Below are 25,663 nucleotides of genomic sequence, written 5' to 3'. Positions count from 1 at the left end.
CGTCTCAGTTACCTTGATGGGCCTGACTCTTATACTGGTCGAAGTTCAACGATATCGATATATCGGGGGCTTTGACCGCATGCCATTGTGCGCCACTTTGATGGGGCACTGTCTCTATTAAAGGATTGTAGCTAGAGGCTTGGTCGCAAACTTATAATTGTCATAAAGGAATCCTTAATATGAAACTTAATAAAATCGCTCTGGCAGCCGCGCTGGTACTCGGTACTATCACAACGGTACAGGCTGCAGACGAAGGTAATGGCGTAGTCCGGTTTACCGGTTCTATTATTGATGCGCCTTGCTCTATTGATCCGAACTCTGTTGATCAGACGGTCGAGCTGGGTTCGGTCTCTAACGTGGTACTGGTTGATGGTGGCAACTCAGCCCCGAAGCCTTTTGAAATTCGCCTGGAAAAATGCAGTCTGGATACTGCAGCCACGGTCAAAACAACCTTTAACGGTGCAGCAGGCCAAGGTGGTTTGCTCGGTATTACCGGTGACGCTCGTGGTGCGGGTATTGCGTTGACCGATGGTAACGGTACTGCGATCACCTTGGGTACAGCCACTGCTGGTCAGTTGGTAAGTATCGGGGCCTCCAACGCCACTCTGACCTTCAGTGCCTACCTCAAAGGTAACGGTGGTGATGCTACGACCATCATTCCGGGTGAGTTCAGCAGTGTGGCCAACTTCATGCTGTCCTATAACTAACCGGCTCCCGGGCCCGGTTTGGCTATGCATGTGGGCGCATCCCACATGCATCTTTGATCTGAATAATGAGCTTTACCAACTACAGGGCTTGGCGCAAGTCGCGGTATTTGAGCGGCTCTCGGCATTGACTCGGTAATCAACAAAAAAGCACGAACTGAGACGTTTAATCAAGTCCTGTGCTTTTTCGTGGGTGGTGGTTGAGTGAGCGTCATGTCTCGTCAGTGGCTGGCGTACTTTTTGGTGTGAATATAAATGATATGGGCTCCTCAATCGTGAGTGCACCGAACTGGGCACTTGCACCTTTTCGTCCGCGCATATTGGGCATTTCCATAACCTGTGCATTCAGTTGCGTCGGGTATCAAGCCAGCGCACAGGAAGTGCAATTCAATATTGACGTTCTGGATGTTAAAGATCGCGAAAATATGGACTTGGGCCAGTTTTCCCGTGGCGCTTATATCATGCCGGGCGATTACACGATGCTCGTACGTATCAACAGGCAGGAACTGCCTGAACAGTCTGTGTTTTTTTATCCCTCAGAACAGGATGCAAATGAGAGTGCGGCCTGTCTCAGTCCGACGCTGGTGGAGCAGTTTGGTTTAAAACCGGACATCAACAAAAAACTCACGTGGTGGCACCAGGGGCAATGCCTGTCGCTGGACAGTCTGCCGGGTGCAACAGCCCGTGCTGAATTGGGCACTTCCAGCCTGATGGTAAACATACCGCAGGCTTATCTCGAATATGCCGTAGACACTTGGGATCCGCCGTCGCGTTGGGACGAAGGCATACCCGGGCTGTTCGTTGACTATTACATGAATGGCCAAAGCCAGCGCCAGGAGCAGGGCGGTGGTACCTCTTACAACCTGAGCGGTAACGGCACCGTGGGGGCTAACATGGGCGCCTGGCGGCTGCGTGCCGACTGGCAAACGCGGCTGGATCATCGGAGCAATGGTCAGGGCCCGGGCAATAGCTGGGACTGGAGCCGTTACTACGCCTACAAGGCTATTCCGACCCTTGGGGCGCAGTTTTCCCTGGGTGAAAACTTCCTGTATTCCGACATCTTTGACAGCTTTCGCTTTACCGGCGTCAGCCTGATCACCGATGACAGCATGCTGCCGCCTAACCTGCGTGGTTATGCCCCCGAAGTGGCAGGCGTGGCACGAACCAACGCCAAAGTGGTGATCACCCAGCAGGGCCGGGTGCTGTATGAAACCCAGGTCGCCTCGGGGCCGTTCCGTATTCAAGACATTAACGATGCCGTTTCCGGGCAACTGGATGTACGGGTAGAAGAGCAAGATGGCAGCGTGCAGACATTTACCGTCGATACTGCCAGCGTTCCCTACCTGACCCGGCCAGGGGCGGTGCGTTACAAGGTCAGCAGCGGTCGCCCCTCGGACTTCAGCCACAGTACCGATGGGCCCATGTTTATCACCGGTGAGGCTTCCTGGGGCGTGAGCAACGGCTGGTCGATTTACGGCGGCGGTGTCGAAGGCGGTGATTACAAAGCCTTGGCTCTGGGGGTAGGGCGGGACCTGATGGCCTTTGGGGCATTGTCGTTTGACATTACCCAATCGCGGGCCCGACTGCCTCAAACGGAGCAAGACACGCTGAGCGGTGCTTCTTACCGGCTGCGCTATTCGAAAAACTTCGACAAGTACGACAGCCAGGTGACCTTTGCCGGGTATCGCTTCTCGGAGAAAGACTATATGTCCATGAGCGATTATCTGGATGCCCGTAACTTCGGCACCCGTAATGAAAATAGCAAAGAGCTCTACAACGTCAGTTTCAGGCAGAACTTCAGCGACAGCGGGTTGAGTACCTACCTCAACTACGACCATCAGACTTATTGGGATACCCAGGCCAACGACCGGTACACCTTTACCTTGTCCAAGAGCCTCAGCTTCGGTCAGTTCAGGGGCATAAGCCTGTCGATGACGGCGTACCGCAACAAGTACAGCGGTGCCAATGATGACGGCATGTATGTTTCGTTCTCAATGCCACTGGGTGGCGGCAGCAGTTCCGTCAGCTACAGCGGCAGCTATGACCGCGATGCCAACAGTCATCAGGTGGGCTATTACGACCGTTTGGCAAATGGCGACAGCTATCAGCTCAATGGCGGCAGAAACAGTAACGGCACCACCGCCAGTGGTTTCTACACCCATGACGGAACCCTGGCGCGGGTCAATGCCAACACCAGCTACCAGGAGGGGGGTTATGCCTCGGTGGGTATGTCGCTGCAAGGCGGGGCAACGGCCACCTTGAAAGGCGCTGCGCTGCACCGCTCGAACATGGTTGGCGGCACTCGAATCCTGGTCGATACCGACGGCGTCGCGGACATCCCGATCTCGGGCTACGGCTCAGCCATCCGTACCAACAGGTTTGGTAAAGCAGTGGTCACCGACGTCAACAGTTATCACCGCAACCAGCTCAGCATTGACGTTAACAAGTTGCCGGAAAACGCCGAAGTAGGACGCTCGGTGACGCAAGCCACCTTGACCGAAGGGGCTATTGGCTATCGACGGTTCGAGGTGGTGTCCGGTGAGAAAGCGATGGTGGTGATCCAGCTGGGCGATGGTTCAAGCGCTCCCTTTGGGGCCACGGTGAAAAACCACAAGGAGCAGGAGGTGGGCATCGTCAGTGACGATGGCAACGCCTACCTCAGCGGCATCAACCCTGGCGAGCAAATGAGTGTGCACTGGAATGGCCAGGCGCGGTGTGCGCTGCAGATGCCTGCGCAGATTGCCGAGGGCAGCATGGCAGAACTGGTGTTGCCGTGCACCCGGATACCCGCTGGCGATTCGCCAGAGAAAGCAGCGGGTTGACTGCTTGCAATAATTACACCGGTTGCCCTGTGGCAGGCCATTGCAACCTTCTCTTTAGTGGCCTGCCTTTGACGTTTTTACAGAGATACAAACAGTGAGTAATAAAAGATGAACATGTGTAGTAATTCTTTTTTTCGCGTGACTGGAGGCTTGTTGTTAGGCCTGCTGGGCCTGCAACAGGTGCAGGCGGCCGTGGCGCTGGACCGTACCCGGGCGGTGTTTAACGGTGGCGAAAAGTCCATCAGCCTCAGTATCAGCAACGATAACAAAACCCTGCCTTACCTGGCGCAAGGTTGGGTGGAAGATGCACAAGGCAACAAGATAACCAGCCCATTGACCGTACTCCCTCCGCTGCAGCGTCTGGAGCCGGGGGCTCAAAGCCAGGTCAAGATTCAGGCCTTACCGGCCGCCCATCAGTTAGTGCAGGACCGCGAGACGCTGTTCTATTTCAACCTGCGTGAAATCCCGCCCAAGAGCGAAAAGCCCAACACCCTGCAGCTGGCACTGCAGACGCGCATCAAGCTGTTTTATCGGCCCAAGGCGCTGGGCGCAACCATCGGGATGGTGCCCTGGCAGGAACAACTGACGTTGAGCAAGCAGGGCGAAAAATACCAGGTGAATAACCCGACCCCGTATTACGTGACGATAGTCGACGCCGGCAGCAAACCCGGCCCCGCCGGCGCCGTGGGGTTTGAGCCGGTGATGGTGGCGCCACAGGGAAAAGAGATTCTGAACCTGGGGGTTTCCGTGCTGGGCCTGAACCCGGTGCTCACCTACGTCAATGACTACGGCGGTCGCCCGCAACTGCAGTTCACCTGTAGCGGAACTGAATGCAAGGCCGAGCCCGCCAAGAAAGAATTTTAACCGGCGTAACGGTGTCATGACCCGATGAAGGAGCCAGACATGCAACAGCAAACTAAAGGCAGTACCGGCGTGTTGCGTGGGTATGGTGCGTTGACAGACAGTTCCCGGACACTGGAGATGGGCATGGCAAACCAGGCTGTTCAGCCGCAAAGCATGGACGCCACCCGGGTCGCGCAAGCGAGGGCCGGTATAGCCCGACTGAGCATGCGATATGAGTAACGGGAGCGCTATGGCCAGTGAAAAATCATGCCCGTATACCTGGCGTGTCCTCTACGTTGCCCTGTACGCCGCTCTGTTCGCATTGGGGGCGACAGCTCACCCGGCTCTGGCGGCCTCATCCAGCACCATCAACGTCACGGTCACCCTCACGGCAGCGCCGTGCGAGATCAACAGCAACATGCTTATGGAAGTCAACTTCGGCAATGACGTGCTGACCACGCTGGTAGACGGTAACTATAAAAAAATGCCGGTGCCGTACACGGTGAAGTGCCCGCCTGATGCACCCAGTGCGATGAATATCCGCATAGAAGGCACGGGCGCGGCGTTTAACCACGACGTATTGACGACCAACATCACCGACTTCGGCATTGCGATATCAAGTAACGGGACAGCCCTGCCGATCAACAGCTCTAAGGGCTTCACCTACCCGGACTGGCCGCAAATTGAAGCGGTACCGGTCAAGCGTCCAGGCGCCACTCTGAGTGGTGGTGTTTTCTCAGCGGGGGCAGTCATGAAGGTGGAGTACCGGTGAACAGGTGCGACGTGATGAAGCTTTATGCAGGCATGCTGTTGTTACTCGCTATTAGCGCATTGAGTGCGCCGGGCATGGCGGCGGACAATATGAAATTCTCCGGTACTCTGATTGAGCCGCCACCATGCACCATCAATAACGACGGCCAGGTGGATGTTGATTTTGGTAACCGGGTGGGTGTGAAAAAAGTGGATGGCGTTAACTATCTGCAAGTGATGAATTACCAGATCAAATGTGATCCCAGTGTGAGTGCCCGGGACATGACCCTGGAAATCATGGGTACCCCCGCGGATTACGATGCCGCGGCAGTGAGCAGCAACGTGACCGACCTGGCGATCCAGATCCAGCAAAACGGCGTGCCCTTTGAATTGAACAAGCCGATCCCCATCAGGCTGGCCAGCCCGCCGGTTCTGTCGGCCGTGCCGATCAAACGGGCAGGAGCAACGCTGATAGAAGGGCCGTTTGAGGCCACTGCGACCCTGCGGGCGGTGTACCAATGAGCCGGCGCACCAGGCATGTATATGTCCTGGCGCTAGTGTTGCTGCTAAACCCGCCGGCGCAGGCTGACAATGTTCGGTTACACGGCGTCCTGGTGGCAGAACCCTGCGTCATTGCGCCAGGGGGCGAGAGCGTGGCACTGGACTTCGGCACGGTGATAGACAAGTACCTGTATACCAACCAGCGCACCCACGGCCAGCCAGTTGATATACGCCTGGCGAAGTGCGATGTGAGTCTGGGCAGAACGGTCAAGGTGACCTTCAGGGGTACTGAAAACCCGCATCTGAGCGGATTGCTGGCGATCGACGCTGCCAGCCAGGCCAAAGGCATTGCCATCGGCATGGAAACCCCGGCCGGTCAGAAGTTGCCGCTGAATAAGCCCGGCCAGGGCGTCCGGTTGGTTAACGGGAATAACACTGTGACGGTTCAGGCCTATGTGCAGGGTGAACCCGATGCAATTGCCAACAAGACTATTGAGCGTGGGCCGTTCAGTGGCATTGCCACGTTCAACCTGGAATATGAATAAGGCTGTTAGTGATTGGCTGGCGGCGTATGTCTGGCATCGACGGCAAAGGCTACAAGCGTCCGCTTGCGGTAGTTGGTAATACGCAGCCCTAGGCTAATATTGGCCCGCAAGCCCAAACAGCTAAGTAACAGATTTTAGGCGGCAGCAAGTCAGGGGTGGACATGAGGGGCATATCACACGTTTGGATATGCCCCTCAAACTCGTCAACGTTTACCGGAGGCTGGCCACAAATGCTTGATCGCCTTTCTTTCATCAGCAGAAAAGCCTTTCCACTCGTGGCCGGAGGTGTACATCACGTCATTGGGGTTCGGCTCGGGGCTGGTACCGGGCACTAACAGGTCAGGGAAACCAACAGGGAAGCTGCTATCCTCGCCTCCTGAGTGCGTCAGGCCCATGGCGTGCCCCATTTCATGAACGATGGTGTTGTAATAAATTTCAGCTCCGAACTGCTCGTAATAGAAGTAATTAATATCGACCGACACGCCGACCTGGTAGCCCCATGGCCATTCGGCCCATCCCAATTGGCCGTCCTCTGTCCAGTACATATTTGCCTGACAGTTGGCTTCATCGGGAGTATCGACAAACTGAATATTGATACAAGACTCCAGGTCGGGGTTGTTCCATTCGTTTAGCGCCGCCTGGATAAAATCTTTCCATCCAGCATTGAAAATATCATTAACAAACACTTTGACGTTGCTCACTGCCGCGGGGGAGGCAATGTACCAAGGGTCTGGCGCCATGTAAGCCCGACCTTTTTTATGCTCTTCACTTTGTTGGTAGTTTTGCCATAACTCCTCGACGTGTTGACCCGTGATACGACGGCCGTTCGGCTCGATGATGAAGCCTTTTGGCACCACCTCTACGAACTCGGCTTTAAATCCCATCTTCGACAGGTATCCCAATTGCTTTTGGGTTTCCGGGCTCCACCGGTTATGTGCCGGTACACATTGGCAAACAGGCCCAAAGTGCGCGCCAGCCTTTTTTGAGCGGGTGGGGATTTTTTTAGGGGCAATCATAATTGAACCTCTCCATGGTGAGCATCGTTGATAAACGTATGGGTGGGACGGTGATGCTGAGGAAAAAACTAGCCGTCAGCCGTTAGATTTCAAGGGTGGCTTGAAGGCTGTTAAAGGTAGTCTGGCGAGCGGTTTGAGGTAACCGTTGGAGTTTGTAGGGTTGCTTTTAACAAAGTGGAGGTCGATGGATTCACATCATCCCAAGCGGAAAATCCCTTTTTCCAGTCATGCGGGAGCGCATATCCATTCACTATAGATAAGTCAGGTGTCCAGACTGGGGTAGTCCAGTTATCCATGCCACTGAGATATTTGACGCCTAAGAAATTTTTATTGATACCGCTTGACTGCCTCGTAAATTAGCTGATGCGTGTTATTTATGCGCTATGAACTTATCTTGGTCCAACTGAAAGCTGTATTTTTTACTTTATGTGCATGCTAATACCGTGCTGTTATGCTGCGCTTCCGCATTTTTGCGGATGGAAAAGTAAGTGGAGTTGGAATGAGAAGAAATTTGAAACATGTGAAGCATCTTTTGGCCCTGGTGCAGGCTTACGCTGATCATAAGGGTATTGAGTTTAATCATCTTGCGGAAAAGTGGACCGCTAGCGGTAGCGGTAAGTCCCTGGAGGAGCCTGAGTGCCTTTATCTCGTGGCTTTGTGTAAGCAGGCTGGATACCTCAGCGAGTCCAAAGGATTCAAAGGTGCTCGGTTAATTCAGATGACTTGGTCAGGTCATGACTACCTTGATTTGAATACGTCTATATCCTGACCCAATCGCTATTGATTACCTTAAGGGCCCGACCCATGTGTCGGGTTTTTTATTGCCTGAATTTGTCTGACGAAGACGCTTAAGGATAGTGGCCTGATGATTCCGGCCGCTCATTTAGACGACAATACTCGCCCTATCGAGGTGTCAGATGACCAATTTACGTCGTGTCTTTATAGCTGAAATTTAACGCGAGGTTGAGGAGCTCGTACTAAAGCAAAACTACAGCTTCATCGAAGCAGGTCGATTAGTCGGGGTTGGCGAATCGGCTCTGCGCCTTTGGGGTGGTCAGCTTCAGCAGGTACCCACAGGCTTAACCCCACAAAGCAAGGAGTTAAAAGGATGATGGGCGGCCTGCTATTGCCCCTATGATCCCAATCTAGCCATAATGCATGCTAAATCACACCATTCAGGGAAGATCTTAAGTGTCCGGTTTATTGTTCGATCGTCCAAATAATATTCAAATAATATCTGTTTTAAATAAGCTTTCATCACAGTCGGGGGGAGTAACCCGAGTTTCCTTGGCCAGGGCAAAATCACTTGCTGAGCGCGGCTTTCGCTCGATAATAGCCACGGTAGAGTATGATCCCCTCTTGCTTGATTCGATCAAAGCGCTGCGCAGTGATGAGCGACTGGGTAGTACGGTCGGAATTTTAAATTTTTTCATTTACTTTGCAAAACTCTCCAGGGCTGGTGTGGGGGCTGGGGCTCTTTCAGACTATTTTGCTGACCCGGAAGGGGCTGAGTTTTCAAGGCGTTCCAGGTATGTAGGGATTTCGGGACTTCGCTCAAATGAGTATTTGAACTCGGAAGGCTGGGTGTTTGCACGGGAAATAGTGGATGCGACCGGTGAAGTGGTAAGTATTCAGCTAGATATTCCGGGCAGAGAACTAGTCAATTTTTTGACAAGGGATGACGCTTATATCTATTGGCTTGACGAGGTATCGAGCTACGGGGAGTTCACTATTTTTATAGCAGATGCCTCGAGTCGATCTGATGCGGTGTCCAAGGTAACGGCAGTCAATGCCAGAACAGTCCTGACGTTACATGGCAATCATTTTGCCAGGCCCTTTGTGTTCGGCAGTGAAGTCACAGGTCTAAGTGGGAAAATTATTAGTAATGCCAGGTTTTGTGACGCATTAGTTGTTTTAACTGATGCCCAGAGGGTGGATTTGGTCAATCAGTTCCCAAGTCTAAATAATCTGGCAGTGATACCTAACTCGGTGAGTAAGGATACTCCGCCGCCGTTGACGCGCTCTGGCAACACATTTGTCGTTGTTTCGCGCTTGGAATCCGTTAAAAATATTGAATTGGTTATCAGGGCATTCAAGATTGCGTTGGCCAAAAATAACAGTCTTTGCCTGGATATATGGGGGCATGGAAGCAGGGGAGGGCATATCCAGGCTCTCATCGACGCTAGTGGCATGAGTGAGCAGGTCGTCCTGCGAGGTTATGCAAATCCGGTGTCTGAAGTTTTTGTTCAGGCCAGGGCTTCGCTATCCGCTTCGGTTTCGGAAGGGTTTGGCCTAAGTATCCTTGAATCAATGGCATTTGGATGTCCCGTCATATCGCTGTCTTCGAATTATGGCCCGGTAGAGTTAATTAAAAATGGCGTGAATGGTTATTTGGTAGGCGATGAGCAGGAAATGGCTAAAAAAATTCTTGGCCTGGCTGCAGACGATGTCAATCATGCGTCGATGTCTTCAGCTGGGGTGGAAACGGCTGATGAACATAGTCCTTCAAAGGTGGCGGATAAGTGGGTCAGTTTAATACATAAGTTGACCGCGCCTGAATGGAGGGCGAAAACGGCAAGTGGTTCTGTCAGTATTCGTAATGCCGCTTCAAGTGTCGGTGGAAATATTATACTTACGTCGTATACCAAGGAGGAGTTGTCGATTTACCGGAGGCTTCTGGTCGTCAGGGTTGATCGATCGAAAAAGGTAGGCGGTGCGGCGTGCCTGATTGAGCCGGGTGTATATAATATTCATCATCTTCAATTTGAAGACGATGGGCGTGTACTGCTGAAGTTTGCTCAGGGGGCTAATGTATATAAGGGTGTTGTTCCAAGATATTCTGTCGAATTCAAGCTTTTATCCTGATACTTACCCTTCGCCGGCCTATCTTTGGCGCCGCCCCGCAGCATGTCCCTCAGCCCGTTTTCATTGAGCTTGAGTCGCAGAGCGGGGCGTAGGCCAAAATTTGCAGGAAAAGAGGAATTAGTAGTGCTTAGGCCCCGCAAGAGGTGGCGGTCATCTGGGGGCGCCAGCGGAAAATGACCTGACTCTTGCCTTGAATTGCCGTTAAGGATCTTCTTGAGATCCACAGCTTCGTTGGTCGACTGGTCTTGGGTCGCATAGATGAGCATCAAGCACGTGGTGGTAATGGGGGGCAGTTGAGTGAGTGGTCTCAGGGTTGACTGCCCATATTAGTTGTTGCTCAAAATTATTTTTGGCGACATTTTTTGGGTAGTCGCAGACAACCTCATCAACGCCTGGCGAGGGGATTAAGCTTTGGTGGCTGTGCCCTAGGCTGGAGTGATGGCATAATGATTGATTACCTATGGATCAGGGGGGGCGCGGGCAGATGTTTGGTGCATTGCTGGGAAGGAAAGGGTCGGATCTTACTGGCACTCAAGTGATATCGGTTCTTAATAGATTGTCTGCTACGGCTGGCGGCGTGACGCGAGCAGCGCTCAATAGAGCTGGGGTGCTTGGAAGAAGTGGGCTGAATTCATATGTTGTGTCAATTGATTATGATTCGGGGTTAGCCAACTCAGTCGAAGTGCTGAGACGAGATGGCAGGCTTGACCCGGACGTTCTTGTATTTAATATGTTTTTCTATTACGGCGCTTTGTCTGAGTCTCTCGCAAAGCTTAAGAAAAAACCGCCGCTGAGCAAGCTCTCCGTTACGCCTGCGCTTTCAGTTCCAGTGCGCCGGTCCAGGTTCATTGGGGCGACGGAACTCCAGTCCGTTGAGTTTTTCAATAGTGCAGGGGTAATCTTTGCTCGTGAACTACTGGACAAAGCCGGAAATTCGGTTTCATTTCAATTGAATATTTCGCCTGCCCTGACATACACATTCAAGGCAAGAGAAGACGCTTGTACACACTGGCTCGAAGAACTTTCTGAGAATGGCTCTCATACAGTAGTTATTGCAGATGCCTCCACAGCCAGTGATGTGGTAACAAATATTAAGTCTAAAAAGGCCTCAAAGGTCCTGACGCTGCATGGCAATCACTTTTCCGATCCTTATGTGTATGGCAGCTCTGTTAAACCTAGGGAATCTCCGAACAAGCCTTCAGTTATGCGAGAATCCCCGCAACACCTGATCCGAGCCGCCCATGAGCCAGATGAGCTTTTCCGACTTTGAGTACGCCGGCAAGCGCAAGCAAACCCGCCGAGAGCGCTTCCTCGCCGAAATGGATCAGGTGGTGCCCTGGGCAGGCCTGCTGGAGCTGATCGAACCGTTCTACCCCAAGGCCGGCGGCGGTAGAAAACCCTATCCTCTGGAAACCATGCTGCGCATCCATCTGTTGCAGAACTGGTTCTCCCTGAGCGACCCGGCCATGGAAGAAGCGCTCTACGAAATCACGCCCATGCGCCAGTTCGCACGCCTGACGCTGAGCGCGCCAATCCCCGAAGACACCACGATCATGAACTTCCGGCACTTGCTGGAGAAGCATCAGCTCGCACCGGCAATCCTTGCGGTCATCAATGGTTATCTGCAGGAAAAAGGCCTGTCGCTGCGCCAAGGCACCATAGTCGATGCCACCATTATTCATGCCCCCAGCTCGACCAAAAATAAAGAAGGCAAGCGTGATCCCGAGATGCACCAGACCAAGAAAGGCGGTCAGTATTTCTTCGGGATGAAGGCGCACATCGGTGCCGATGTCGAGTCCGGCCTGGTGCATCACGTCCATGGCACCGCTGCCAATGTGGCCGATGTCACGCAGGTGGCTGAACTGCTGCATGGCGAAGAAAACGCCGTGTATGCAGATGCCGGTTACACCGGTGTCGAAAGGCGCGAAGAGCATGAAAATCGGGGGGTGATCTGGCAGATTGCAGCGCGTCGCAGCACCTATTCCAAGCTGAACCAGCGCAGCGTACTGTACAAAGCCAAGCGCAAGATCGAGTTCTGCAAGGCTCAGACACGGGCCAAGGTCGAGCATCCGTTTCGCGTGATCAAGCGGCAGTTTGGTTACGTGAAAGTACGTTTTCGTGGGCTGATGAAAAACACGGCTCAGTTGACCACGCTGTTCGCCCTGGCAAACCTGTGGAGGGTTCGAAAACAGCTCATGGGTATGGGTGAGGTTCGCGTTTAACACGGAGAACCGGTCGAAAAAGCTCTCCGTACATGATTTTTCGGTCACTTTTCGTCCAATGACGCTGTAGGTGCCTGGAAAATTGCAACTTGCCGCGGCTGCACGACAAGTTGATCGGAGCATCCCTAGAAGTCAGCTGATCATTGATAATGCCAAGGTCTGTGACTCCCTGGTGCTGTTGACGGAGAGCCAGAAAGTAGACATAGGGCGGCAGTTTGGGGACAGTCAGAAAATATCGGTAATACCAAATTCTACAACTATATTTAAAGACGATTTTGTTGTCAAAAGAAAGCCGAAGCTGTTTGTGGTGGTTGCAAGACTTGACGCAGTAAAGAGTATTGGTCGTGTTATCCGGTCTTTCAAACTTGCCGTCGAGAGTGATCCGGAACTGGTGCTGGAGATTTGGGGGCGCGGTTCGTTAGAGGGTGAACTAAAAGCGTTGATTCTGGAACTGGGCCTTTCAGGTAGTGTTTTCATGAAGGGGTACACGCGGAACCCTGACACCGTTTTCAGGCGGGCTCGTGCGTCGCTGTCAAGTTCGTTGTCAGAGGGCTTTGGACTCAGTTTGCTAGAGTCGATGTCTGTTGGGACACCTGTTATTTCGTTTGACGCCAATTATGGGCCTAAAGAAATTATTCAAAACGGTGAAAACGGTTTTCTTGTGAATAGCGAGCAGGAGTGTGCTGCAAAAATCGTTAAGTTGGCGCAGGATAATTCACTGTTTGATTATTTGGCAAAAGGCGGAATTGAAAGTTCAAACCGTTATTCGCCAGATTTGGTTGGCCAAAAGTGGTTGGGGCTTGTCAAGAATTTGAGCGGCGGAGAAAGCTATAACAATGATTTTGGCGAGAGAACCGTATTTGAAAATACTAACTCCAGTGGTTCCGGGAGTATTTTTATCTCTGCCAGCGAAATTGCCGGACGCCCGCTTGATTGCGTTAGGCGGGTAGAGATCGTTCGTATAGACAGGACAAAAGTGTTCAACGACCAGTACTCCAAGCTTGAGCCGGGGGTCTACCGAGTTCATAGCATAACTCATGAACCTGGTTCATTCAGGTATGCCATTAAGATTGCTCATGGCGGGCGACAGCATAAAGGTGTCATCCCACTAAAGTCGCTGACGTTCAAACTGCTCAGTTAAGGGCCGTTGTGCGGGTGTAGGTGCTGCTTATGTGATCTTGCCCCCCCAGTGTTGTCTATAAACATCAAGCCTGCCGAGTGCAGGCTTTTTTTTGCCTGGAGATAAGCAATGCCATTACCACGCAGCACCGGCTCCCAGGCAAGGCGCTTGGGCAATACGCCCCGGACTGATGGCGCCGGTCAGAAGCATCGTGAGCGTGGCCTGATCCAGTTCGCCGGCCGGACTAACCATGTCGAGTACCGCGAAGCCAGGGCCTCGAACACCGGCTGCGGTTTCTTGCGGCAAGCTGCGTAAAGCCTTTTATTCAGCCTTCGCAGAGGGTTGGCAATATTCCGTGAACAACATTACGCGCTGGAGGGTGGCCCACGCTGTGCCCTTGAGCCCGGTTAGTCCGAAAGAGGTAAGTACCGACAGGGGTGGTTGTGAAAGGATTGAAAGGCCCGGGCTCCGGGTTCATGCAGGAGCCGATCCGGCGAAGTGCAGGGGTGCTTTTTAAACGTATGACAAGGAGATCAATGTTGACGGACGCCTTTGACTTTATCGTGGTGGGCTCCGGCTCGGCGGGCGGCACCTTGGCGGCGCGTCTCAGCGAAGACGGCCGCTACCGGGTGCTGGTGCTGGAGGCCGGCGGCAGTCACAAGCATTTTTTAGTCCGAATGCCCGCAGGTTGGGGAGCAATGACGTACAGCCCCAGATTTTCCTGGATGCACAAGACCGAGCCGGAAAAGTATGCCGGCGGCCGCCGCATGAAGATGCCCAGGGGCAAGCTCGTCGGCGGCTCGTCCTCGATCAACGGCATGATCTATATCCGCGGGCACCAGCAAGATTACGCCGATTGGGTCGCGGCGGGCGCCACGGGCTGGAGTTGGCCGGAGCTGTTGCCGCACTTTGTGCGAACCGAAGATCAGCAGCGCATTCATAATGCCTGGCATGGCCGGGGCGGTCCGCTTTCGGCGAGCGACCTGCCGGCAGTGCACCCGTTGACGCACGCGATGGTTGACGCCGCCGTACAGGCGGGCCTGGAACGGGTCGACGATTTCAATGATGGTCAGGCCAAGGGTGCGGGAGTCTTTCAGGTCAATTTCCGTGATGGTCGGCGCTCCTCGATTGCCAGCAATGCGATCGAGCCGGCCCTGCGCCGACCCAATTTCAAGCTGGTGATGCGGGCGATGGTGCAGCGGATTGTTTTTGAAGGGCTCTGCGCAACCGGCGTGGAATACAGCCTGCCTGATGGCAGCCGCCACCTCGCCAAGGCCCGGCGCGAAATATTGCTGTGCGCCGGGGCCGTACAGTCGCCTCAGTTGCTGATGGTCTCGGGCGTCGGGCCGGCTTCGCAGTTACAGGCTCTGGGTATCCCGGTTGTGGTGGACTTGCCCGGGGTGGGCGAAAACCTGCAGGACCACGTGAGTGCGCCGTTGTGCTGGAGGTTAAAACCGGGCGTGTGCGGGATGAACAGCCGGTTCCGTGGCGTGGGTCTGGCGGGCTCGGTACTGCGTTACCTGGCGAGCCGCACCGGGCCGATGACGAGCCCGCCCGCGGAATTCGGCTGCTACCTCAAGAGCGATCCCGATCTGGCGTATAACGATATTCAGGTATTCGGCCTGCCGATGACCGGCCAGAGCGATGGCGACAGCGACAAGGCCGCGCAACCGGACCGTTTCGAGGGCATGACGCTGGGGCCCTTTCAGGGGCGGCCGTTCTCACGCGGCCATGTACGACTCAAAAGCCGCGACATGGATCAACACCCGGCGATCACCATGAACTATCTGCACGACGCGCGTGACCGTCGTGCGCTGATCTGGTCATTGCGCTGGTTACGGGACATGGCGAAACAGCCGGCGCTGGCCGGATTGATCGACACTGAGGTCCGACCCGGCCCGCAGGTGCAGACCGACAAACAATGGCTGGACTGGATGGAGCCTTTGCTCACCACTGCCTATCACCCTGTGGGCACCTGCCGTATGGGGCATGCCGATGACCCGATGGCCGTCTGCACGCCTGATCTGCGTGTGCGCGGGGTACAGGGTTTACGGGTAATCGATGCGTCGGTCATGCCCAATCTGATCTGCGGCAATACCAATGCCACGACCGTGGTGATTGGCGACAAGGGCGCCGATCTGGTCTTGGGGCACGCGCCGCTGGCGCCTCTGTATCTGTGACGTCTACTGTCTTCAGTCTGCTGGCAAATGGTGCAAGAGGGGCGTGGGAGTCATCGCTGAATCACCTGATGGATGTCCATGTCGGGTTGGCCCAAACAATCCAGTCACTCAGAACATTGCAAAAGCCGGAGCCTGACTTTTCACCCTCCCGCGTGGAGGTGAATGGGATATCTTGTCGGGCTGTCAATCTGCTCAACAATTCAGGGAAGTCAATGCTGAGCTCACGTGTATCAAATGGTCAGCAATCAATGTCCGGTCGATCAGAGCCGGCGGTGCCCTGGTGGAGCTTTACGAAGACCGTCCTGGCCGCTACCGCCTTGTCATTGGTGCGTGATGGCCGGGTCGCACTGGACGCTTCGATTCTTGATCAGCCTTTCACGTTGCGCCAACTGCTTCGACATGAAGCAGGGCTCGCCGATTATGCCGAGCTTGCGGATTATCACGCCGCCGTCGCCAACGGTGAGGCCGCCTGGACAGTCGACGAGATGATGCAGCGCCTTGATGGTGCCCGGCTTCGATATAGCCCCGGAGCCGGTTGGCGTTACTCGAATGTTGGCTACCTGCTCATCGGCAGGCTTATTGAACAGGTGACTGATCTGTCGCTCGAAGAGGCAGTGAGTCGATACACACTGAAGCCGCTGGGCCTCTCGAACGTTCGCTTCGCTAGAACCCGGGCAGATTTACCCGATTCCTGCCTTGGGAGCACATCAAGTTATGACCCCGGCTGGGTTTATCATGGCTTGCTGATCGGCTCTGTTTCGCAAGCAGCACTATTCCTCGACCGGCTTCTCGCGGGGCATTTGCTCCCTTCGGGCTTGCTCCAGGACATGCAGATAGCAAAAGCATTGGGTGGCCCGATTCCGGGACGTCCATGGATGACGCCGGGATACGGCCTGGGGTTGATGCTGGGTTCGATCGAAGGGGGCTTTACCCTCAGCGGACATACAGGTTGCGGCCCTGGTAGCGTCATTGCTGTGTACCGTACCTGCAAAGGTGATTCATCGGCTTGTTGCGCTGTTTTTTGCACTGGCACCAGTGAAGGCGCTGTCGAAGCCCTCGTTGTTGGGCAACTGTTACAAGATTTGCGGTAGGAGCATGATGTTGTCCAAGTTCTTTGGGCGCCAACGCCATAATCGCCGTATCACTGCATTACAGGCTCGGGGTTCAGGCGCATCAAGCTAAAGCTTTTGCGGCATTTGATTGGCAATAACTTGCTGATTTACCAGTAACAAACTGTGCCGTTCACATTGCCCGCGCCTCCAGGAAGCCTCAAAGGGTTGTATTCAAGTCACTGGCCAGACCATGGCGCAGCGGCTGTGCGGGGCGAATCCGTACCTGTACTCCTCGCGCAATATCGCCGCCAGCCTCGGGTCCAGATCTGTGGCAGCTTTAGTCCGAAAGCCTGTGCGGGCGTAAAATGGTGCATTCCATGGCACGTTTGTGAACGTCGTGAGCGTCACGAAACCCAGTCGGTTTGACCGTGCATAATCCTTCGCGGCCTCAATCAGATGCCGCCCTGTGCCTTGTCCTTGCATCGATTGCATCACTGATAATTCATGGATGTGAAGATCATTGCCGTGGCGCTCAGCACTGAGAAATCCTTGCGGTCGACTTTCTGCATCAAGTGCAACCCAGCATGTCGATAGCGCTATGAGTTGGTTATGGCGCTCGATGGACATCGGGGGCGAATCAGCCAGCCAGCTCAACTCGTCAATCATGCGAAATGCTTGAGCTGCGCAGATTTCAATGGCGGGCAGGCATTGTGCATCTTCCGGTACAGCAAGGCGGATAATCGCGGGCATGGGTCGTCCTTGGTGATGTGAATGGGAGGGCGGTCATACTGGAAAACCAGTATTGAATAATAGTTGGAGGCACCATGCGCCCGGATGATCAAGTTGAGTGGTTGTGGTGATCACTGAACTCATCACAACCCGAGCTTACGAAAAAACGCCCCATTGTTGAGGCGGGAGATGCCTGATCCCTGTCATTCGCTACAATGGCAGGCAAGTCAAAACGTCTTGAGCTAAATAAGTTTGCAGTATGGCTATATGCTACTTTTTAAAGTGACTTACTTACCGGTGTTCAAAGGAGTTGGCATGTTTACTGAAATCAAGCCCGGTGAAAAACTCGAGCAAAATGATGGCAGCAGTGCCATGGCCGGCATGTGAATCCCCCCGGCAATCAAAAGCCCCCCCGACTGTCCACAAACACCTGCCTCTGGACTGGCCGCAGCGATCAGTCTGACGTAGCGGCTCGTAAATCTGCTCCATTCATGGGCTGGATTTCTTCAATAACTGGCTGATTTTCAAGATAATATCTGTGGATCGAAAATCGCCGGTGCCGGTTCGATTGCGGCTTCGACCTGCACCTTCAAAACCCTGCAGATTCAAGTCTGCGGGGTTTTTTATGGGCGCGGGAAAGTCAGGGAGTTCGACGCTTCACCGGCTTGTCCAGTGCCGCCGGGGCTTTCGTCTGCCTGCTGCGTGTCACTGGGCGGGAAGTCATCGCGCAGTGCTCAAGACGTTTTCCCTGATGCCACGGATCGAGTATTATTCAAAATGTATCTAGGAATAATCCCAAAAGTAGTACGACAATAGATTTTATTCGTCCCGTGTGTGCAGCAAGTCAGTCGCGAATATATCGACAACCTCCAGGCGACGCTCCACAACTTGCCGGCAATGAACATGCTCGGCATGCAGCCATCGATAGGATGGGATGGTGGTCATGAGTATTTTTAAGGAATGGTTTTGACAAAACGTAGGCAGGTAGCAATTGTTGGTAATTCTTTCCGTTTCCCCGGTTCCACGGCCAGCAGTTTCTGGCAGAACCTGATAGAGGGGCGCGATCTGGTGACCCAGGTCGATGCTTCCCGCTGGGAACATGCCGAGTTTTTACATCCTGACAAAGCCAGTCCGGCCTCCACGTATACCTTCGCCTCGGGCTCTCTGGGCGATATCACTGCTTTTGATGCGGGCTTTTTCAGCATTTCGCCACGCGAAGCCATGATGATGGATCCGCAACAGCGAATGTTGCTCGAAATGTGCTGGGAAACCTTCGAAAACGCAGGGGTTAAACCGTCTAGCCTGCGGGGCAGCAATTGTGGCGTTTACCTGGGTATTGCCAGCGTCGAGCAGGCTTACCGTGTGGTCGATGACATGGCGTCCATCGACGCGGCAACGGCCACTGGTAATACCATGAGTATTGCCGCCAATCGTCTGTCCTTCTTTTATGACCTGCGTGGCCCGAGCATGGCCATCGACACCGCATGTTCTTCTTCACTGGTTGCCTTCCACCAGGCGTGTCAGGCAATTCTCAGTGGTGATATCGACCAGGCCGTGACCGGCGGTATCAGCCTGCACATGCGCCAGCGCTGTGAATACCGATGGCCGCAAGTCGAGTCTGACGCTGCCCAGCGCCGATGCTCAGGCAGCGTTGCTTAAAGGCGTTTACGCCAAGGCCGGCATCGACCCTTCGCAGCTGGATTACCTTGAAGCCCATGGCACGGGAACCGCAGTCGGTGACCCCATTGAGAGTCGGGCCATCGGCGAATCACTGGGCCAGGCCCGTGGCGCCGGTAACCCGCTGCCGATAGGGTCTGTTAAAAGCAATCTTGGGCACCTGGAGGCAGCATCGGGTGTGGCGGGATTGATGAAGGCCCTCAACTGCCTGAATGAGCGGATGGTGCCCGCGACCATCGGCGGCGACGCACTCAACCCGACGATTCCGTTTGCCGACCTGAACCTGCAGGTAGTCACCGCCAATCAGCCACTCAAGGCTGCAGGGCAACTGACTGTCGGTATCAACTCTTTCGGATTTGGCGGCGCCAACGCTCACGTTATTTTGCAAAGTGCCGAGCCTGTCGCAGCCTCCCGCGAGTCAACGCCAGTGCGCCGCCTGCCGTTGATGCTGAGCGCCAAAGACGCCGAAGGCTTGCGTGCTACGGCTCAGGATTACGCTGATTATCTGGCGTCCAGGCCTGAGGCCGATTTTTACGACGTCGCCTATCAAACCCTGTTTCGCCGTGATGCTCACACCCATCGCCTGCTGTTGATTGGCTCCGATTGTGCCCAGGCTGCGCAAGCTCTGGCCGACTACGCCCAGGATCCGAGCCTGAGCGAATTGAGCTCAGTGGTCGAGGCAGGTCAGGCCCTGGACAACGCCGAGGGCCCGGTCTTTATCTATTCGGGTAACGGTTCGCAATGGCAAGGCATGGGCCGGGGGATGCTCGGCGACCCTGTGTTTGAACAGGCCGTGGCCGAAGTCGATGCACTGTTCCAGCCATTGGCCGGTTATTCGTTGCGGGCCGAGCTGCTGGGTGAAAACGGCGACGACCGTTATGTGCGTACCGAGATCGCTCAACCTGCGCTGTTTGCCTTGCAAGTGGCAGTCACCCGCGTGCTGGCGGCGCAAGGTTTTCATCCGTGCGCCGTGATCGGTCACAGCGTCGGTGAAGTAGCGGCCGCATGGGCCAGTGGTGCCCTGAGCCTGGAAGACGCTACTCAAGTCATTTTCCATCGCAGTCGTCTGCAAGGGCTGACCCGTGGTACTGGCCGTATGGCCGCTGTCGGCCTGTGCGCCGAAGCGACTGCGGCAGTGCTGGTGGAACTTGGGCTGGACCAGCAACTGGTGATCGCGGGCGAAAACAGCAGCCGTGGCGCCACGGTGGCCGGTCCGCTGGAAGCCTTGACTCAGCTTGAGCAAGTGCTGAGCGAGCGTCAGGTGTTTATCCGCCTGCTGGATCTGGATTACGCGTTCCACTCCCCGAGCATGAACCCTATAGAGCAGCAAGTGATTGCTGATCTGGCGCACATTCGCCCGCGCAGTACCACTCTTCCATTCTATTCCACCGTGATTGGCGGCGAGCTGGACGGTAAGAGTCTGGACAGCCACTACTGGTGGCAGAACATTCGTATGCCGGTGTTGTTCCAAGGCGCGATGGATGCACTGGTGGCGCAGGGCTTCAACCTGTTTGTCGAGGTGGGCCCGCACCCGATTTTGCGCTCCTATGTGGCTGATGCACTGACGGGCGCCGAGCGCTCAGGCCAGGTGATTGGCACATTGTTGCGCAAGGATCACAGCGTTTTCCTGCTGGAACGCAGCGTTGCCAAACTGCTGATTGCCGGTGCGCAACCGCAGTGGCAAACGCATTTCCCGGTGACCGGGCGCCACGTGAATCTGCCGAACTACAGCTGGCAGCGCGAACACTTCTACCTGCCGGTCAGCGCCGAGTCGCTCGGGGTACTGCAACGCAAGCGTGTGCACCCTTTGTTGGGTCACTTGCTGCCTGATCGTGCGCTGACGTGGGAAAACCGCCTCGATACCCAGTTGTTCCCTAGCCTGGGCGATCACAAGGTCGGTGAAGCCGTATTGTTTCCTGGTGCAGGCTTTAGCGAGTTGGCGCTGGCGGCGGCCTTGCAGCACCAGCCGGGCGAGTTCGTCGACATCGAAGAGCTGGAAATTCATAACCCGCTGCTACTCAGCCATGACGCCAGCAAAAAAATCCGCATCAATATCGAACCGGCTGATGGCACCTTGCACATTGCTTCCCGCGGCCATGCCCAGCACGAAGAATGGGTACAGCACGTGGTGGCGCGTCTTCCCGGTGAAGCCCGAGGCGTGATGCTGGACGGGCGTGCACCGGCCTTGCCGTCACGCCCGGCGGACTTTACCGGTGCACAGCATTTGGCGCTGACCTGTGCCGTGGGCCTGAACTACGGCCCGGCTTATCAAACCGTCGCGGCAGTGTGGGTCGAGCCGGCCCGCATCCTCGCGCAATTGAGCGTGCCTGAGGTTATCCGTCCTGAAATGGACGACCTGTTCGTGCACCCGGCATTGCTGGATGGCGCGTTCCAGCTGATTACCGAATTGCTGGTGGGCCAGCCCGGCACGAACAAGGGGTTGGCGTTTATTCCAGTGAAGCTGGGGCGTATTGCCTACAGCAAGGCGGGCGGCGTGCCGTGCCTGGCCGAGGTGCGCCAGCTCAAACGCACTGAGCATTCGTTACTGGTGGATTTCACCCTGTTCGACGCCACTGGCGCTGCCGTGTTGTCGATAAAGGACGCGCGCTTTCGCGGTGTGCGTCTGCAGCGTGACCGCAACGGTGATATCAAGCACATGGCCCACGTGGGCATGGCTGCTCCTGGCCAGGTCACGCCGGTGCAGCGGGTCGCCATCGACAGCTCGCCGTTACTGACGCATTTTCAGACCCTGGGTGATGAGCCAGCGCAGCTGCGCTACCTGAACGAAGTCGAGCCATTGCTGGATGTATTGTGCGCCAGTTTCGTGCAGGACCTGATCGAACAGGCGGGTGGTCAACTCAGCGCTGAGCAAATCAGCCTGTGGTCGCAACAGGATGGCGTTTCCAGCCACTATCTGAGCACCTTGCTGCGTCAGGGCCTGGAAGACGGCAGCCTGAGCCGCGATGCCGGCGGCGGTGTGAGCATCGTCGACAGCGGTGAGCGTCCTGCCAGCCAGGCTATTTGGCAGGAACTGTTCCAGAGCTATCCGGAGCATTTTCAACTGATTCATTCGGTGGGCCGCATCGGTCGCCATTTGCGGGCATTGCTTGACGGGCAACAGACCCTTGAGCAGTTGCTGCCCCGCGAAACCAGTGGTGCCATGCTGCTGCGACAGGTACTGGGTTCGGCTGGCCAACAACGTTTGTTGGCCGGTGTGCGCGATACCCTCGCGCAACGCCTGGCAGCGTTGCCTGACGGGCAGCGTCTGCGGGTGCTGGAGCTGGGCCTGGGCGGGCCGTCGTTTGCCGAGTCACTGTACGCCGGGATCGATTTTGATCGCGTCGACTATAGCTACTGCGTGCAAGAGCCTGAGCTGGCGCAGATGCTGCGGGCAGATTGCCCGGCGCTGAACCTGATTGACTTTGCTCAACTCAGTGATGCCAGCAACTTTGACTGGGTGCTGGTGCCCAGCGATCTGGCGCCTCTGGATGCCGTGGGCGAGGCGCTGCGCCAGGCTGCAAGCCATCTCAACCCCCATGGCGAAGTGGTGGTGCTGGCGCAGCACCCGACGCGCTGTGCTGACTTTGTGTTCGGTGCCCGCAGTGACTGGTGGCTGGAAGGTCCTGAGCAGGCGTTGTCGCGACAGCAGCGTCCGTCATTCTGGCAAGTTGAACTGCAACGTCACGGCCTGACCCTGAGCCACACCCTTGAGGCGTTGCCGGGCAATGCCTGCGGCAGCTATCTGTTGCTCGCCGGCAAAGGCGAAGCCACGGGCAAGGTTGTACCTGAAGTGGCTGTGCAGCATTGGGCGCTGCTGGCGGAACAGCAGCATGGGGGCGTTGAACAACTGCTGGCGGCCTTGCGTGAGCAAGGCCAGGTGGTGAACCTGCTGGTGCCGGGCGATGCCCGGGCCGTGGCGCAGCAATTGCTTGCGCTGGCTCAGGCCCCTGAACATGTTGTGCACTTGGCCGGGCTTGACGCGGCACAGGGTCTGGACGCACAAGGTGCCCGCTGCATGCAGGCGGCCGCGCTGGTTCAGGCTTGCGAGTCGTTGGCAATGGCCCCGACTTGCTGGCTGCTCAGCCGTGGTGCGGCCGGTCATTGGTACGGTGCCGAACCCGCATCGGATGTGAACGCCATTGCCGATGCGGCCTTCTGGGGCTTTGGCCGGACCTTGGCCAATGAGTCTGCAAGCTGCCGCATCCGCCTGCTGGACCTGGCACTCAACGCGCCTTTGCTCAGCGTGATCCCTGCGCTGTTGCATGCCGATGGCGAAACCGAGATGGCAATCACGGCTGACGGTCAACGTTATGTGCCGCGTCTGCGGGTTCTGACGCAAAAGGCCCAGGCAGTAGACGGCAAGGACACTCGAATCAGCCTGGGCTTTGACCTGCCGGGTCAGTTGCGCAACCTGCGTTGGGAAGTACGCGATCCAGCTGTGCCGGCCGTGGACGAGCTGGATATCGCCGTGCGCGCCACCGGTCTGAACTTCCGTGACGTAATGTTTGCATTGGGGCTGTTGTCCGATGAAGCCATTGAAAATGGTTTCTCCGGCCCGACCCTGGGCTTTGAGTTTTCCGGTGTGGTGCAAGGCAAGGGCGCTGAAGTCCTGGGCGATTTTGCTCCGGGCGACCGGGTCGTAGGCTTTGGTCCATGCAGTTTTGCAAACCGTCTGGTGACCAACGCCAACGCGGTGGCGAAAATCCCGGCTGGCATGTCGTTCGAAGCGGCTGCGACTATTCCGAGTACGTTCTTCACCGTGTACTACGCCTTGCATTACTTGGCACGTCTGGAACCGGGTGAAAAAATCCTCATCCACGGTGCTGCGGGTGGTGTCGGTATTGCCGCGATTCAAATCGCCAAATGGTGCGGTGCCGAGATTTATGCTACCGCCGGCAGTGACGAAAAGCGCGACTTCCTGCGCTTGCTGGGCGTCGAGCACATTTTCGATTCCCGCTCGCTGGCATATGCCGATGAGGTGCTGGCAGTGACGGGCGGACGTGGTGTCGACGTCGTGCTCAATTCGTTGGCAGGTGAGGCGATCAACCGTAACCTGCGAATCCTTAAACCGTTCGGCCGCTTCCTGGAATTGGGCAAGCGCGACTTCTACCAGAACACCCGTATCGGCTTGCGCCCGTTCCGCAACAACATCAGCTACTTCGGCATCGACGCTGACCAACTGATGAGCGAGCGTCCGGACCTGACCCGACGCCTGTTCGGGAACATGATGCAGTTGTTCGAGCAAGGCATCCTGCACCCGCTGCCGTACCGCGAGTTCGACGCCAATCAAGTGGTCGAAGCATTCCGCTACATGCAGCAGGCCCGTCAGATCGGCAAGATCGTCGTGACCTATGGCAACCCCATCGAGCACTTGGTGGAAACCCGTGCCCAGCCTGCAAAGGGACTGCAACTCAGTGGCGAAGCGACTTACCTGATCACGGGCGGGGTCGGTGGCTTTGGTCTGCGTACCGCACAGTGGCTGGTGGACAAGGGGGCGCGGCATCTGGTGCTGCTGGGCCGCCGTGGTGCGGCCAGTCTCGAGGTCCAGCCAAGTCTGGCCCTGTGGCATGCGCAAGGCATCGATGTGCAGGCGGTGGCGTGCGACATCACCGATGAAGCTCAGCTGCGCAGTGTCTTTGAACGCATCGCAACCAGTGCGTATCCGTTACGGGGCCTGGTGCACGCGGCCACCGTCATCGATGACAGCCTGATCCGTAATCTCGACGCCGAGCAATTGCAACGCGTGCTGGAACCCAAGGCCAAGGGCGCGCAATACCTGCACCAACTCACCCGTGAGCTGGAGCTGGACTTCTTTGTGATGTTCTCCTCGGCCACCACTCTGTTCGGTAACCCTGGACAGGCCAACTATGTGGCTGCCAACCATTGGCTTGAAGCGCTGGCCCGCTATCGCCGTGCTCAAGGGCTGGCGGCCACCGCCGTGCTGTGGGGCGCGATTGACGATGTCGGCTTTCTGGCCCGCAACGAGCAGATCAAGGATGCGCTGCAAAGCCGTATGGGCGGCGCTGCACTGCGGGCCGAAGTCGCGTTGTCGCACCTGGAGCAGATGTTGCTCAACGGCGATGACGGCACTGGCGTGCTGGAGCTGGAATGGAAAGCCTTGTCGCGTTTCCTGCCGAGCGCTGCGTCCCCGCGTTTCCTGGAACTGGTGCGCGCCCACGGCGGTGATCAGGAAGACGATAACGACGCCGAAGACATACAGCGCATGCTTGTGGAGCTGGACGATGCCCAACTGCTGGAGCGCTTTGCTGAACTGCTCAAGCACGAAGTCTGTGAAATTCTGCGCCTGCCCGCAGCGCGCCTGGACACACAGCGGCCGTTGCAGGAACTGGGGCTGGACTCATTGATGAGTGTCGAACTGATCGTGGCCCTGGAAGAGCGCTTTGGCGTTCGCCTGCCGGTCATGGAGCTCAGCGAAAGCTCCAGCATAGACAAGCTCAGCGTGCGTATTTTGAGCCTGCTGCGCGGTGAGGCCCCGGCCAACGAGTCGTCGGCACCTGCTGCCATGGCCGAAAGTGTGCTGGCCAGTCACGGCACGCACATGACCCACGAACAAGTGGCCGCAGTGGCCGAAAGTGTTGCAACACCTAACCGATTGATTCAGTGAGTGATACCTGCT

The 25,663-nt window shown here is 56.0% G+C and carries 16 protein-coding genes and 1 pseudogene; 15 read left to right on the top strand and 2 right to left on the bottom strand.

The genetic code is table 11. From position 1 onward, the window contains the following. Positions 1-179: 179 nt before the first annotated feature. From JQ848_RS13080 to JQ848_RS13050, 7 genes are all read left to right on the top strand, one after another. Positions 180-707 carry a fimbrial protein gene (locus JQ848_RS13080; RefSeq protein WP_003446072.1) on the top strand — a complete coding sequence of 176 codons (528 nt, stop codon included), beginning with the start codon at positions 180-182 and terminating at the stop codon, positions 705-707. A gap of 257 nt (positions 708-964) precedes the next feature. Then, complete coding sequence (locus JQ848_RS13075) at positions 965-3,526, top strand: outer membrane usher protein (protein ID WP_202211297.1); 2,562 nt, start codon at positions 965-967, stop codon at positions 3,524-3,526. 114 nt (positions 3,527-3,640) lie between these two features. Further along, positions 3,641-4,390 (top strand): fimbria/pilus periplasmic chaperone, encoded by a 750-nt coding sequence (locus JQ848_RS13070; RefSeq protein ID WP_202210813.1) that lies wholly within the window; start codon positions 3,641-3,643, stop codon positions 4,388-4,390. Between the two features lie 39 nt (positions 4,391-4,429). Next, positions 4,430-4,609, top strand: a complete 180-nt coding sequence (locus JQ848_RS13065; RefSeq protein WP_029612784.1) for a hypothetical protein — start codon at positions 4,430-4,432, stop codon at positions 4,607-4,609. A 10-nt stretch (positions 4,610-4,619) separates the two neighbouring features. Beyond that, entirely contained in the window at positions 4,620-5,141 is a 522-nt protein-coding gene (locus JQ848_RS13060) for a fimbrial protein (protein WP_003446066.1), read from the top strand. A 14-nt stretch (positions 5,142-5,155) separates the two neighbouring features. Continuing rightward, positions 5,156-5,641, top strand: coding sequence for a fimbrial protein (locus JQ848_RS13055; RefSeq protein ID WP_003446065.1), 486 nt, complete (start codon positions 5,156-5,158; stop codon positions 5,639-5,641). Further along, positions 5,638-6,165, top strand: a complete 528-nt coding sequence (locus JQ848_RS13050; protein ID WP_003446063.1) for a fimbrial protein — start codon at positions 5,638-5,640, stop codon at positions 6,163-6,165. The genes JQ848_RS13055 and JQ848_RS13050 overlap by 4 nt, the downstream gene beginning before the upstream one ends. A 203-nt stretch (positions 6,166-6,368) precedes the next feature. On the opposite strand, the gene JQ848_RS13045 is transcribed toward JQ848_RS13050, so the two are convergent. After that, complete coding sequence (locus JQ848_RS13045; RefSeq protein WP_202210812.1) at positions 6,369-7,181, bottom strand: zinc metalloprotease; 813 nt, start codon at positions 7,179-7,181, stop codon at positions 6,369-6,371. Positions 7,182-8,372: 1,191 nt separating this feature from the next. Between JQ848_RS13045 and JQ848_RS13040 the strand changes: the two genes are divergently transcribed. The 7 genes from JQ848_RS13040 to JQ848_RS13010 all read left to right on the top strand — a co-directional run bounded on the left by JQ848_RS13040 (position 8,373) and on the right by JQ848_RS13010 (position 16,659). Then, positions 8,373-10,046, top strand: a complete 1,674-nt coding sequence (locus tag JQ848_RS13040) for a glycosyltransferase (protein WP_235972474.1) — start codon at positions 8,373-8,375, stop codon at positions 10,044-10,046. Positions 10,047-10,530: 484 nt separating this feature from the next. Continuing rightward, positions 10,531-11,316: a hypothetical protein gene (locus JQ848_RS13035; RefSeq protein WP_202210811.1), complete on the top strand. Its 786-nt coding sequence runs from the start codon at positions 10,531-10,533 to the stop codon at positions 11,314-11,316. After that, on the top strand, positions 11,288-12,268 hold the full coding sequence (locus tag JQ848_RS13030) for an IS5-like element ISPa41 family transposase (protein ID WP_014003920.1): 981 nt from the start codon (positions 11,288-11,290) through the stop codon (positions 12,266-12,268). The genes JQ848_RS13035 and JQ848_RS13030 overlap by 29 nt, the downstream gene beginning before the upstream one ends. Before the next feature lie 70 nt (positions 12,269-12,338). Then, on the top strand, positions 12,339-13,409 hold the full coding sequence (locus tag JQ848_RS13025) for a glycosyltransferase (protein WP_202210810.1): 1,071 nt from the start codon (positions 12,339-12,341) through the stop codon (positions 13,407-13,409). A 108-nt stretch (positions 13,410-13,517) separates the two neighbouring features. Continuing rightward, positions 13,518-13,703, top strand: a complete 186-nt coding sequence (locus JQ848_RS22985) for a hypothetical protein (RefSeq protein WP_161719431.1) — start codon at positions 13,518-13,520, stop codon at positions 13,701-13,703. 221 nt (positions 13,704-13,924) lie between these two features. Continuing rightward, positions 13,925-15,568 (top strand): GMC family oxidoreductase, encoded by a 1,644-nt coding sequence (locus JQ848_RS13015; RefSeq protein WP_161719429.1) that lies wholly within the window; start codon positions 13,925-13,927, stop codon positions 15,566-15,568. A gap of 212 nt (positions 15,569-15,780) precedes the next feature. Next, positions 15,781-16,659 carry a serine hydrolase domain-containing protein gene (locus JQ848_RS13010; RefSeq protein WP_202210809.1) on the top strand — a complete coding sequence of 293 codons (879 nt, stop codon included), beginning with the start codon at positions 15,781-15,783 and terminating at the stop codon, positions 16,657-16,659. A gap of 192 nt (positions 16,660-16,851) precedes the next feature. On the opposite strand, the gene JQ848_RS13005 is transcribed toward JQ848_RS13010, so the two are convergent. Further along, positions 16,852-17,370 carry a GNAT family N-acetyltransferase gene (locus tag JQ848_RS13005; RefSeq protein ID WP_003446052.1) on the bottom strand — a complete coding sequence of 173 codons (519 nt, stop codon included), beginning with the start codon at positions 17,368-17,370 and terminating at the stop codon, positions 16,852-16,854. 945 nt (positions 17,371-18,315) lie between these two features. Between JQ848_RS13005 and JQ848_RS13000 the strand changes: the two are divergent. Beyond that, a pseudogene (locus tag JQ848_RS13000) lies at positions 18,316-25,651 on the top strand (SDR family NAD(P)-dependent oxidoreductase). Positions 25,652-25,663 lie beyond the last annotated feature (12 nt).

It is taken from the genome of Pseudomonas paraversuta (assembly GCF_904067025.1).
Taxonomy (GTDB): Bacteria; Pseudomonadota; Gammaproteobacteria; order Pseudomonadales; family Pseudomonadaceae; genus Aquipseudomonas; species Aquipseudomonas paraversuta.
Note: the sequence above shows the minus strand (reverse complement) of the source record. Positions and strands in the feature narration are given on the sequence as shown.

Coding starts and splice junctions, on each gene's coding strand:
- JQ848_RS13080 (WP_003446072.1), top strand. CDS start 180: ATGAAACTTAATAAAATCGCTCTGGCAGCCGCGCTGGTACTCGGTACT.
- JQ848_RS13075 (WP_202211297.1), top strand. CDS start 965: ATGGGCTCCTCAATCGTGAGTGCACCGAACTGGGCACTTGCACCTTTT.
- JQ848_RS13070 (WP_202210813.1), top strand. CDS start 3,641: ATGTGTAGTAATTCTTTTTTTCGCGTGACTGGAGGCTTGTTGTTAGGC.
- JQ848_RS13065 (WP_029612784.1), top strand. CDS start 4,430: ATGCAACAGCAAACTAAAGGCAGTACCGGCGTGTTGCGTGGGTATGGT.
- JQ848_RS13060 (WP_003446066.1), top strand. CDS start 4,620: ATGGCCAGTGAAAAATCATGCCCGTATACCTGGCGTGTCCTCTACGTT.
- JQ848_RS13055 (WP_003446065.1), top strand. CDS start 5,156: ATGAAGCTTTATGCAGGCATGCTGTTGTTACTCGCTATTAGCGCATTG.
- JQ848_RS13050 (WP_003446063.1), top strand. CDS start 5,638: ATGAGCCGGCGCACCAGGCATGTATATGTCCTGGCGCTAGTGTTGCTG.
- JQ848_RS13045 (WP_202210812.1), bottom strand. CDS start 7,181: ATGATTGCCCCTAAAAAAATCCCCACCCGCTCAAAAAAGGCTGGCGCG.
- JQ848_RS13035 (WP_202210811.1), top strand. CDS start 10,531: ATGTTTGGTGCATTGCTGGGAAGGAAAGGGTCGGATCTTACTGGCACT.
- JQ848_RS13030 (WP_014003920.1), top strand. CDS start 11,288: ATGAGCCAGATGAGCTTTTCCGACTTTGAGTACGCCGGCAAGCGCAAG.
- JQ848_RS22985 (WP_161719431.1), top strand. CDS start 13,518: ATGCCATTACCACGCAGCACCGGCTCCCAGGCAAGGCGCTTGGGCAAT.
- JQ848_RS13015 (WP_161719429.1), top strand. CDS start 13,925: ATGTTGACGGACGCCTTTGACTTTATCGTGGTGGGCTCCGGCTCGGCG.
- JQ848_RS13010 (WP_202210809.1), top strand. CDS start 15,781: ATGCTGAGCTCACGTGTATCAAATGGTCAGCAATCAATGTCCGGTCGA.
- JQ848_RS13005 (WP_003446052.1), bottom strand. CDS start 17,370: ATGCCCGCGATTATCCGCCTTGCTGTACCGGAAGATGCACAATGCCTG.